The organism is Treponema peruense (genome assembly GCF_016117655.1).
Taxonomy (GTDB): domain Bacteria; phylum Spirochaetota; class Spirochaetia; order Treponematales; family Treponemataceae; genus Treponema_D; species Treponema_D peruense.
The window spans coordinates 148,773-160,911 of the sequence record NZ_CP064936.1 but is presented as its reverse complement, the minus strand read 5'-3'; the positions used below and the strand labels follow the sequence as shown (position 1 = coordinate 160,911).

The window sequence follows — 12,139 nt, the reverse complement described above, 5'->3', positions numbered from 1 at the left end:
CTTTTGATAAATATTCATTTCAATATCAGTCTAGCTTTTCAGAGCAATACAAGTTGTATGAATTAAAAATGAATGAAAGTAAATTGTTTATAAGCCAAAATGAATATATTCTTGGACACGATGTTTCTCATCAGTTTTATATATACCTTGAATATCTAAGAATGCAAACAGATACGAAAATAGATTATTATTTATCTGGTACGAATAATGATAAAGAACGGAATCTTAAAGCTGAAGAAGAATTTTCAAAAGAAAAGAACAAATATAAATTTAATTTACTAGATGCTCAGGAATTTGCAATAAAAAGATTCTTAAAATAACAGCGACCACAAATAACTGTTCCATTTGAAATATCTTCTTACCATCGTAAAACCTTTTCGGATGTATTCATTCAGCCGCTTTGTTGCCCACTGACGGAACTGCGTAGCAATCTTGGATTTTATTCTGTAACCAAGAGAAATAATCATATCGAGGTTGTAATATTTTGTCTGATACGACTTTCCATCTGCCGCAGTTGTTCGGAAATTCCGAACAACTGAATCTTCTTCAAGCTCTTCTTCTTCAAAAATATGCTTTATATGTTCACTTACATTGCCTTACTCGAACCATACAAATCCACCAGCTGAGCCTGAGTAAGCCAGACCGTTTCGCCTTCAAAACGAACATCAACAGAAATCTTTTCGTCCGCTGTCTTAAAAATCACGATTTCACTTTTATTATCTGCTGGCATTGTTGTACCTCCGATTTTTTATAAGTAGGAGGGGAAAGTCTTCCCCTCGCTCCCAAGCCAAGTCGCTCCACGAATCGCCCCTGCAAGCAGCGCCGGTTCTCTCCGCTTTGTTGGCTTGTCCGCTACCCCTTCTGCGGGCTCAAGCGCCGCCCGCAACGCCTGCTAGAATATATCTAATGAATGTGTATTGTATACAATTCCAGAAATAGTTTTGTTTTCGGAATCATGAGGTTTTTCTTTTGTTGGTAGCATAGTCATATAATCATACATTTGTCCATCTTCCGATTGAAATTCTTGTATTATGCATCTTTTATCATCTGGTTCTTTTACCATGGCAATATGGTTGATAGCTACATCTGTTATATTAATCCTTTTGCATATTTTTCCATTGTATAAATATTCTTCTATATGTTCACATTTTTCGAGCGGTTTTCCACAAATTGAACAAGTTCCTCCCTTAAATAATAATCCGCTGGAATTATATAATGGAAATACTGGAAATAATGTCTTTTCACAATCCATAAAGAACTTTTGCAAGTCGTTGATACCTGACATCTGTTCTTCAACTTTTTGAGAATAAGCAATATAATCAATCGCATCTTGTAAAGAACACCATGCATCATAATTTTTTCCTTCTTTAAGTTTTATCCACATATTCAGTGATGATTTCACTGAATTCATAACACATTGAAAATGGAAAAATCTATTAAGAAAAAAATCGGGAGCACCTTTCTGTTCTGCTTCAAATTTATTTTGATGTATTGCTAAGATATAAGATTCTAATTCTTGAACTGTTTTTTCTTGTAATGTTTTATCTCTTACAAAATGATTATATTTTAATGCTTCATTTATTACCTCTATGAGTTTATTTATGTATTCGTCCATTTTCATTTTAAGCCTTCATTATTTTTTCAATTTCTTTTAAGCCAGAAACAGGTCCTTCATATTCGATTTTCTTCTTTTTTTGTTTATCTTCATATAAAAATGAGCAATTAATTGAAGGATCTTTATTTTTCCCCTTAAATAAATCATAAACATAGTTTGAAATTATATTCAAACAAAAGCTCACAATGTTTGGATTTTGAGATATAACCATAAGTGGTATAAATATTGTCGGACCAAACCAGTCAATGCTATGATTTTCAACAAAAACGCAGTCATCTAGATTTGAAATTGCAAAATCTGCATCTAATTTTTCTTTTTTAAATAACTTATAAATTGGCAAGCTCGATGCAGTATATGAAACCTTTGATAATCCATTAAAATCAGAATTTGTATCGTAGGGTATAAATAATAATTTGTCATTTGTTGAAAAATCATCAACATCGTAGTCTGTTGTTTTTATATTCATTTTTTCTCCCAAATCAAAATAATTTCGCTTGAAGTAATTCACAGCTCTTTATTTGTCTATCAGTTATTTTATCATCCGGATTTATTGTAGAACACAAAATTGGGCTGTTTGGATCATAAACGGTATTTACAGTTTCTTTCCAATTTGCATAACAATATATACATCCGTTTCTGCATGTGTTGTAACTACCGATATCAATACTCTCAATACAGCCACAAGCCTGACGTTGAGATTTATCTTTCTTGAAATCATATTGCAATGGACAAATTCTATTTATTAATTCTGCATTTATACAATGTCCGTGTTCAATACCAACACTTGATAAATCAATTTCCTCACAGCAGGATTCAACTTTTATATCATACTTATTACCAATAGCTGAAAGATAAAAAGCAAATTCATGCATTTGTTGTTCTTGAACTTCTGGAATACCATTAAGAATAAGACGGCTTCGAATCTTCGAATAATAATCCAAAAAACTAATTACACATTTTTCTGTATGATTTTCTAATTTTGCTGCTATGTATTCAAACCATTTTTTATGATAATCAAAATCATAATGTTCATTAAAGAAGATAGGATCATATCGCCAGATAACTTTTTCTTTTCCGATTTGATTTGATAGTTGCTTAAAACGTTCCATTAAAATAGTTTTTTTTGGAATATTTACTTCCACTTTTTGATCATATGAAGTAACAGAAAATTGAAAGTAATAACGATATCCAAGGTCATTTATAATTTTTAAATCTTTTATAAATTTTTCAGAGGGATTTTTTGTCCAAAAAACAATACATTCTATTTTTTCCGGAGTCAGAGGAATTTTTGATACTTGATGTATGTTCATTGGATTTCTAACATACACAAAACCTTCTTTTAGGCGATTGATAAACCAATCTCCATAAAAGGCAGGAATATCTGTTCTTCGTGATACACTCAATATCATATATTACCTCTTCTTTATCAGAATGAAAGCACTACCACAAGAGTCAATACTTATTTGATATTTATCATAAGGTGAACTTTTTTGATAAACTAATGAAACATCTTGCATAATTGTATTATTATGATTGAATCTTGCATATGGCTTATCGGGATTAGGATATAAACCTGTTATTAAACTACTAGCTTTTTGGCTTTGACTTCTTGTCCACTTTTCAATTTGATTACGACCAAGATTATAAGAATTTGTATCGTTTATTAGTAAAATAGATCTGGAAGGCATATTATCAAATATAGGTGAAATAATTGTATTTAAAAATGATTCAACTGCTTTTTCTCGTATAGACTTATCAGATGTATTAACATGTTTATGAATATGAGAAACAACATAATTAAGAATCAATAAATCTGTATTTTTTAGAAATTGATTATCAGGTAATAATACTTGATTAAAAAAAGTACAATTAACATTATAAGAATTATAAATTCTACCCAGTTGATTTTGGCAACTTGACCATATAGAATTTGTATCAAAACCAAAAAAATTAATAATCCCAGTCGGATTCATTTTATGATAAATAGACTCAAATCCTACTAATTCTGTGGCTGGACCACATCCTAGCGAAATAATATTCACAACTTGCCTTTGGGTAAATTGTGCTTTTTCAAACAAGTGATATATTTCTGATGCATAACGATTCAAATATCGTAAAACATAACTGTAAGTAATGTTCTCACATGAATATTCTCTTAATCTCGAAGTAATAGAATTGTCATTTGTGAGAATGTCATTTAAGCAATCAATACAATAACCGTTTTTCTTACAGGTGTGGCTGCAATTCACATGTGTGCATGGTGTATTACCAAAATGAATACAAGGCTTTAAAGAAGCAAGCGCAAAACGTAAATATTGTTCATATGGTGTAAGAATCCGTCTTTTCAATAATGCCATTATTTATACCTCAATTGCTCCATTCATCAACTTTGGTAAAAGTGAATCGCAGAGGAAATTTAATTTTTTATTTTCTTTTAAATTGTTTATAATTTGATTAAACATTGGTGAGGTTGTTTGTTCAAATTTAGTCATTAATTCTGGGGATGGAAGCGGGAACTCAAAATCCATAAAATCTTTCTGGTATAAGTGTGGTATGACGCTTCCTTCTGTACGAGCAATGATAAATGAATCGAATAGTTTTGATTTCAGCAAATAATAAATAAAGGTAGTAGAAATTACACTTGGATTATTATTTCTAATTACAAAGATTCCTGAGGCAACTGATGTTGGAAGTTCGAGTTCATCGACATATCCGATTTTTCCAATTGTTCCGTCTTTCGACAAAAGAATATCACCTATCTGTAACATTATTTCTGGAGATTCTGTATAACGTTCTTCAGAAATGTAACCGGCTTTGTTCCAATCTATTCCTGATTTTGTGAGGGTTTCACCATTAATAATTCGATAGTTTGATTCTGAAAGATATTCATTTTTCTTAAGTCCTTTCCAGCCAATACGTCCTTTTATGTAAAGATAATCTCCAAGTTTTACAGAAGTTGTTTCTCTTTTTGATAAATAATTTAAAAGAAGAGCTTCAATTTGCTGTTCGAGGTTGGTGTTTATTTTATTGTTCAGTTCGATTTTGTCGTCGAGGGATGAGAGGATGGCAGCGATTTTTTGCTGGGTGGGGAGAGGGGGAAGTTTTATGATTGTGTCGGCTATTGTATTTGTTGAAATATTAGCTTGACTTGCACTGCCTGTAGCTTTTGAGGCTAAGGCATAAAAGTTCTCCCACTGTCGAAAATAGTAGTACAAGAATTGATTATCAATTTCATCAGATTTTTTTATTTTACAGGTTCGTTGATTTAACAAAGCATTTTCATCGCTTCTATAAATCGATACTCTTCCTACCCAACTTAATGGATTAGGTTTACTTACAGGGTCTCCAGTTAAAGCGAAAAGAACATCATTTCGGTAGATTTTATATTTTTCAAATTCTTTAATGTCATGAACATCTACACTTGCAGAATCATCGAAAAATTTAACAAGGCCATCTTTTAGTTCTTTGATTTTGACAATTTTATATTCACCATTAGTTTTGAATTCTGAAGATTTAAATGCGTAACCGTTTTGAAAATCACAATAATCTCCAAGTTTACATTCTTTCCACGCTTCCATCCCATTCCTCCTCACACATACTCAACCGGCAGCGAAATAACTTCATTGCTCAAATACAGAGGATTATCGCACTGGCAAATAATGCAGCCCTGACCAACAGAAACTCCAGCGATTTTAGACAGGACAGAGAAATGCTTTGCCATGTCTATTGTTGGACGGGCTGATTTTTTGATTTCGATTGGGTAGAGGATATTGTCTTTTTCGATTATCAAATCTATTTCTTTTTTGTCTTTGTCGCGGTAAAAATAGATTTTTTCGGTTTCGTGGCCGGCGTTGTAATATGATTTGATTACTTCGCTTACAACAAAGTTTTCAAAAAGACTGCCCGACATTGCGCCGTTCATTGCTACACTTGCAGAAGACCAGCCTACTAAAAAGCAGACCAAGCCTGTATCCATAAAGAAGACTTTTGGAGTTTTTACGGCTCTGTTGGATACATTTTTTTCATAAGGCTGCAAAAGACGGATTACACCGGAAGATTCAAGGATGCTTGTCCATTCGGAAATTGTTTTGCTTGTAACGCCAACATCACGGGCGATGGAATCTGCGTTAAACAGTTCTCCAACCCGAGCTGCAAGGCACTGCATAAAGTTATGGAACTTTACCAGATTTTTCTGGCTTATTATATCCGCCACATCGCGGTCAAGATATGTCCTTATGTACGAGCGGTAAAATGGTTCCCATTCGATTGACTCATCTGCCAGCTCCGGCATACTTCCACGCCATATATGATTCCATAAGTTTTTATATGGCTTTATTTTTTGTTTTCGGGATTCGATGTATTCAGATGTCGGTAAGAATTCTGTGTTAAAATCAATTTCGTATTTTTCTCTAAGCGAAAGAGATGTCATATTGATGATGCAAACACGTCCTGCCAAAGAATCTGCCGCTTTACTCAAGAGCCTATAGCTTTGTGACCCTGTAAGAATTAATTGTCCTTTATTTTTTGTGCCGTCTGCAAGAAGCTTTATTTGCAAAAACAGGTCTGGGGCTCGCTGTACTTCGTCAACAATAACAGGAAGCGGATGATTTTTGAAAAACAGAGCTGGATCTTTTTGTGCTAATCCAAGTTCTGTAAAATCATCTAGGGTAACATATCCATAATCCGGGAGAAGTTTTTCTTTTAGCAAAGTAGATTTTCCGACTTGACGGGAACCGATAATTAAGAGAACTCTGAACTGTTTTTTCATTCTGTGCAAATATGGCAGAATGTGACGGTTTATATACATAAAGCCCCCTTTTGTGTAATCCGACTAATTTGGAGTATAACTCCGAAATAGCCGAAAATCAAGCGTTTTAAGCGTGAGGCTATGGAGCCCCTTGCCGACCGCAGGATGCCCGAATGGCAGCCGAGGACGGTGAGCGTTAGCGAAGGGCGGAACAGCCGATGAACTATGTATGAAAAAATACGTATTTTGTTTTATGGCATCTTTTTTTGTTTTAACAGCGTTATGCGCAAAACAGGCGAAACCTTTGTATAAAATGCAGGAAAAATCAAAAGCGGCGGAAGAAGTTTCTCCGAACGGTGAATCCAGAATTTTTATTGTAGGAACGAGCAAGGGTCTTTTTAAGCTTTCGAGAGGAAACTCATTTTTTCCGGTTTGGACCGAAGGCTCTGTTGAACAGATTGTGCGCACGGAAATTCCTTCCGAAGATGGAAAAATAATTGAAAACTGGTATTTCCGCACCAGCAAGGGAATTCTTTTTAGTTCCGACCTTGAGATTTTTGAATACAGAAATTCCGGCTTGCCGCTGTCTACAATAAAAAATTATGACGGACAAAATACTGAATTTGAAACCCGGGTTCAGACATTAAAAGATTTGTGCGCAAATCCCTTGAATCCGCAGCAGCTTGTTACAGCCACAAAAGATTCCGTTTATTTGTCTCGGGACGGCGGACGGAACTGGAAAAATCTTGGTTCAATGAGCATGGCTACACCTGGTGTAAAGGCATGCGCGGTCGGCTCAATGCCGGTTACGCTTAGCGATGGTTCTACAGGGACAGAGCTTGTTGTTTTTATGAGCCATCCCATTTTTGGCCTTTCCTATATAAAGCCGGATGCCGCCCGTCCTGTGTGGATTGATGTGGCAAAAGGTTTTGAGATGATGCCGAACCTTACGAGCCCTGACGAAATTGCGGATATTCTTCCGGTTCTTGTTCAGGATGAATACGGAACTTCTTATGTTGATATTTATTTGAGCCAGAGTTTTATTCCGCGCATTTATAAATTTGACTGGCCGAACCGTCAGGGCGAACTTATTTATAAAGGCGAAGAACCTGCTGAAACCATTGACGGACTTGCAGTTGCAGGCAATAAACTTGTTTATTCAAAAAATGAAACCCTTGGAGCATTAAACCTTGAGGATTATACAAATCCTGGCATTCCGGGAAAACTCGCTGAATGGAAAAAAAGTTTTGCCTGTGTTCCGGGCAGCGTGAATTCTGCATGGATTCCGTACAATCGTAGCGGATTGAAACGGGGAATTCTTCTGAATGAGCTATGGCTTTTGTATCCGGGCACAATAAATTCTCAGTACGGAAAAAAAGCGCTTGGTCAAAAAAGCATTTATGTCTCGGCGTATCAGTGCAGGCTTCAGACAGGAATTGATAAATTTAAAAAAATAATAAAGGACAACAATCTTAACAGTCTTGTTATAGATATGAAAGATGATTATGGACTTCTTCGTTATGACACTAAAGACGAGCTTGTAAAGTCAAAGGGAAAGGTTACTCAGTATGCGGTCGATCTTGACCATTTTGTAGAAGAATTTAAAAAAGACAATACATATCTGATTGCCAGGATAGTAGTTTTTAAAGACCGGAATCTTGCGAAATTCGGCGGTTCAAAATATGCGGTCTGGAATTACAATACAAAATCGCCGTGGGTCGGCATAAAAGAATATGAAGATATTGTGGATGAGGAAACCGGTGAAGTGACTGGAAAAAATCCTGTTTACTATGACGAAAACTGGGTTGATCCGTATTGCCCGGAAGTTTGGGAATATAATGTTGCGATTGCAAAGGAACTTATTGCCCGCGGATTTGATGAAATTCAGTTTGACTATATCAGGTTTCCTACGGATGGCTATAATTTGCGTCAGGCAAGCTACCGCTGGAAGAGTGAGGGCATGGATAAGGAAAGCGCGTTGGTTTCGTTCCTGAAATATGCCCGCGAAAATATAAACGCTCCGATTGGAATTGATATTTATGGCGCGAACGGCTGGTATAGAAGCGGCACCCGGACCGGACAAGATGTGGAGATGATGGCTGAGTATGTTGATGTAATCGGCCCTATGTTTTATCCAAGCCACTTTGAAAACGCTTTTATGAATTTTCCGCCGGCGGAAGACCGTGTCTACAGAATTTATTATTATGGAACTTACAGAAATTCAGTTCTGGCCCGAAACCGTGTTGTAGTACGACCGTGGGTTCAGGCTTTTTACCTGAATGTAAGCTACGACCGGCAGTATTACGGCAAGGAATATGTTTTAAAGGAAATATTTGGCGTGCGTGATTCAGTTGACCACGGCTATATGTATTGGAACAACTCTGGAAATTACGAAATGATTTCGCCGGATATTGCAAAGGACGAGCCTTTTATTGGAACTTGTCCGGAATCCAGCCCGTCGTTCAGAAAACCGGCTTTGGGAACACAGGAAGCGCCGGAGTTTACAAATGAAGGCCTTTCCCACGCTGATAAAATTTTTAACCGCGAAAAAAAACGCTGGCACTCAGATGATTCCGTTTTCAATCCGCTCTTGCAGATGAAACTTTTTAATAAGAAGATTGAAAAAAAATAACTTTTCAGCCCTGGCACTATTAAATTTTAGCCAAGGCAGAAGTTGTCACAGATTTTTCAACAAATTTTATAGAACTCAAGGTTGCGCACTAGACAAAATGCGGGGGGGGGGTAGAATGTCCTATCTTATATTAAAAGGGGACAAAAATGAAAAAACTTCTTTTTGCATTTTGTGCGGCAATCGCATTGTTTACAGGCTGTCAGAATGATTCGTCTGATGATTCGGCGTCTGTTCAAATCTCATTAAAAGAACGTATTAATACGGCAAGGGATGGTGATGTAATCGATTTGGGAAAGGCGAATCTGAAAATTGATGAAAACGATTCTTATACGATTTCAAAACCTTTGACAATTAAAAACGGAAACGTAAAAAATGCGACATTTACAGTAGAAAGCGATAAGGTTGTTTTTGACAGTCTTATGAGCATAAATGGCGTAATCGTGCACGAAAAAGTGGGAAACGGCGACTTTACATTGCAGAACTGCTATAAGGTTAGTGAAGTTTATGTAAATGGTGGCGGAAGCAATTCCATTCACATTGCAAAGACAATTGTTGAAAAGCTTATTGTAAATAAGAAGGGAGTGCGGGTAGCGCTTTCAAATGATGGTTCTTCAAAAGTTGCTAAGACTATGATTTTTGAAGACTGTAAGCTTGATTCAGAAAATGAAAATAACTCTTTTGAAAAAGTTATTGTTGAAAAAGCTGTAAAAAATCTTAATCTTGCCGGAAAAACAAAAGTAGAAAGAATTGTTTCTACGGAATCGTCTGGTTCTGAATCGCCGACAATTAAGATTATCGTCAGTGTTGAAGTAAAGGTTGTTGCGGCGGACAGTACAGTAAAAAAATCTATAGAAAAAACAGATGGCAATGAAGAGTTTAATAAAAAAGAACCTGCTATAGAAGATGCGGAAATTTCTACTGAAGAAAAAGCGGACTTGGAACAAGAACAGGAAAAAGTTGAAAAACCAGGAGAAACAGAAAAGCCTGGTGAAACGGACAACCCTGAAACTCCGGCTCTTGAAAATCTTGATTTTATTATTGTGTCTAAAGATAAAATTTCCGAAAAACTTGATGCCTTTCCGGATTTTGCTGTTGGGGCAATCAGTGAAATAAAAGTTGAAAAGACCTCTTCGGAAGTTATTGTTACAAACTCTGCTGCGTCTGAAGATTATTCAATAAGCTGGGATTACTGGCTTGTTTCAAAAACTCCGGTAAAAGCGGAAAAAGGCAAGAACTATAAAATCAGTTTTGACCTTAAGGCAGACAAATCCTCAGGAATATATCTTGCAACGCTGGATGCGGCAACGTCGGAAGATTCAAAATATGTTGAGTATAATGTAGGAACAGAATATAAAACATATTCAGTGGAAACAGGAACTGTACTGACCGACTGGTCGGCAGAAGTTCCCCTGCTTACAATTGGTTCTGTTTCAAAGCTTTTTATTAAAAATTATAAGATAGAAGAAACCGATCCAAAAATTGGTTATGCAATTTTTGGAGATTCCATTTCCTGTGAGGCATTGGCAGACGACATAAGCGTAACCTTTGGGGAAGACAGAAAATCAAACATTAATATCTATCCGCTTGCTCTTAAAGTTGGCAGGCTGCACAAAGTTACATTCGACGTAACTTGCGACAAGAATGTTTCTGATGTAGCCATTTTTGCAAGGGCAAATTCTAATGAATGTGCCACAGCAGGCAGTGAACATTTTGATTTTAATACTGAAAAAAAGACCGTTACATTGTATGTTCCGGTGTATCAGAAAAACAATGAAACATTAAGAACCCTTCTGGTTTGGGTTGACTCAGAAACTCCATGCAAACTTACATTCTCAAACTTTAAATCCGTGGAAACGGACTTGAATTCAGTGCTGAAAGAAGATGAAACTCTTGGGCTTTACTTTGCGGGTGATATTTATCTTTCAGAAGCAGAAGGTAAGCTTTGGAGAGTTCTTTCTGCGGACAGACCGATTCAGCTTTCTCCTGGCTCAAAGGTAGAGGGGCAGGTTCTTCTTTGTAATTATAAGGCATGGGATTCTGTGGTGACAAGTTTTAGGGTAATTTCAAAAGACTCTGAAGCGACAAGAGAAAATGAAAATATTGTTTTTAGCAACAATTCGTCAAAAACAGTTTCACTTAGTTTTTCAATTAATGATAAGCTTGAAGCTACGGTTGCTTGCGCTGAAACAGAGCTTCCAGACTGTCTGTGGATTGAAGGTTTTGTAAGTGAAACGAATGCGACGGAAGGTGGCCTTACTCGTGAAAAATTTAAAGTAATAGATGCAAATACTCAAGAATTTAAATTTACGTACAACGCAGAAAAGCATACTGGCTGGGGCAGTAAAAGAGGCACTATATTTTTTAAGGTTTTCACTGACAAAACAGGCTGGCTTTTGGATTTTGGCGGAACTTACATGCAGGAATTGTCTGTTGCATTGAACGGGGGTTTTGTTCCTCTTTATGCCAGAGGCGATGGGAATCTTTCTCCTGGCAATATTGTTGTAAAAAATCTTGCTGATGCAGGGGACTATGTTATTACAGTAGTTTACAATGCGTCTGTCGGGTTTATGAAGTTAAAAATAGAAGGCGATGTTTATGAATGGCCTGAATTGCCTCCGTTAAAAACTGGCTGGTATTATTATGATATTAATAAGTCATATTTGGGAGGTGCGGAAACCTTCAATATGCTTTTTAATAAACAAAATTATGGTTTAAAATCACAAAGTGCAGACATAGTAGGTTTAAGTGTGAGCACAAATATCTACTGGTATGATTGCTGGCAGGAACCTGATGTTTCTAGCTCTGTGGAGCATGGTGTGTCAAAACCTTCTAACCGCGAGGATAACCCGGAGGTTACTCCGGCGGACGGTTATATCCGCATATATTTCTATTCGGCGTTTTCTGACCCGGGAAATTTAAATCTTCATTACTGGACTGATGGCAAGCCTGTTTTTGCTACAGAATGGCCCGGAGTAGAGATGATTGAATTCCAGCCGTAAAATTATAATCTGAATTTATGCCATTCCTCTTTTTTGGAGGAGTGGCTTTTTTCTCCATACGGGCGGCACGGCAGGATTCCATAGGGAACCTGCCGTCGTGCTTTCCGGGGTTCCGGCCTCCGCCTCATTGCTCCGCTCCTCTCGTC

Annotated in this window: 11 protein-coding genes; 3 read left to right on the top strand and 8 right to left on the bottom strand. The window is 36.5% G+C overall.

The annotated features are described in order from the left end of the window. Window positions 1-68: 68 nt before the first annotated feature. Window positions 69-320: a hypothetical protein gene (locus IWA51_RS00755; protein WP_198442779.1), complete on the top strand. Its 252-nt coding sequence runs from the start codon at window positions 69-71 to the stop codon at window positions 318-320. On the opposite strand, the gene rhuM is transcribed toward IWA51_RS00755, so the two are convergent. From rhuM to IWA51_RS00715, 8 genes are all read right to left on the bottom strand, one after another. Next, window positions 312-569 (bottom strand): RhuM family protein, encoded by a 258-nt coding sequence (gene rhuM / locus IWA51_RS12865; protein ID WP_408059021.1) that lies wholly within the window; start codon window positions 567-569, stop codon window positions 312-314. The genes IWA51_RS00755 and rhuM overlap by 9 nt on opposite strands. A gap of 17 nt (window positions 570-586) precedes the next feature. After that, the gene (locus IWA51_RS00745; RefSeq protein WP_198442778.1) at window positions 587-730 is read right to left on the bottom strand and encodes a virulence RhuM family protein; all 144 of its coding nucleotides are present in this window, start codon (window positions 728-730) and stop codon (window positions 587-589) included. 162 nt (window positions 731-892) lie between these two features. Continuing rightward, the gene (locus IWA51_RS00740) at window positions 893-1,621 is read right to left on the bottom strand and encodes a hypothetical protein (protein ID WP_198442777.1); all 729 of its coding nucleotides are present in this window, start codon (window positions 1,619-1,621) and stop codon (window positions 893-895) included. A 1-nt stretch (window position 1,622) separates the two neighbouring features. Then, window positions 1,623-2,081 carry a hypothetical protein gene (locus IWA51_RS00735; protein WP_198442776.1) on the bottom strand — a complete coding sequence of 153 codons (459 nt, stop codon included), beginning with the start codon at window positions 2,079-2,081 and terminating at the stop codon, window positions 1,623-1,625. A 13-nt stretch (window positions 2,082-2,094) separates the two neighbouring features. Then, entirely contained in the window at window positions 2,095-3,018 is a 924-nt protein-coding gene (locus tag IWA51_RS00730) for a DUF1848 domain-containing protein (protein WP_198442775.1), read from the bottom strand. Window positions 3,019-3,027: 9 nt separating this feature from the next. After that, entirely contained in the window at window positions 3,028-3,972 is a 945-nt protein-coding gene (locus IWA51_RS00725; protein WP_198442774.1) for a hypothetical protein, read from the bottom strand. A gap of 3 nt (window positions 3,973-3,975) precedes the next feature. After that, complete coding sequence (locus IWA51_RS00720) at window positions 3,976-5,193, bottom strand: restriction endonuclease subunit S (RefSeq protein WP_198442773.1); 1,218 nt, start codon at window positions 5,191-5,193, stop codon at window positions 3,976-3,978. An 11-nt stretch (window positions 5,194-5,204) separates the two neighbouring features. Then, the gene (locus tag IWA51_RS00715; RefSeq protein ID WP_230402675.1) at window positions 5,205-6,383 is read right to left on the bottom strand and encodes an ATP-binding protein; all 1,179 of its coding nucleotides are present in this window, start codon (window positions 6,381-6,383) and stop codon (window positions 5,205-5,207) included. A gap of 292 nt (window positions 6,384-6,675) precedes the next feature. On the opposite strand from IWA51_RS00715, the gene IWA51_RS00710 reads away from it, so the two are divergent. Further along, complete coding sequence (locus IWA51_RS00710) at window positions 6,676-8,994, top strand: putative glycoside hydrolase (protein WP_198442771.1); 2,319 nt, start codon at window positions 6,676-6,678, stop codon at window positions 8,992-8,994. Between the two features lie 146 nt (window positions 8,995-9,140). Continuing rightward, window positions 9,141-11,993, top strand: a complete 2,853-nt coding sequence (locus IWA51_RS00705; protein WP_198442770.1) for a hypothetical protein — start codon at window positions 9,141-9,143, stop codon at window positions 11,991-11,993. Window positions 11,994-12,139 lie beyond the last annotated feature (146 nt).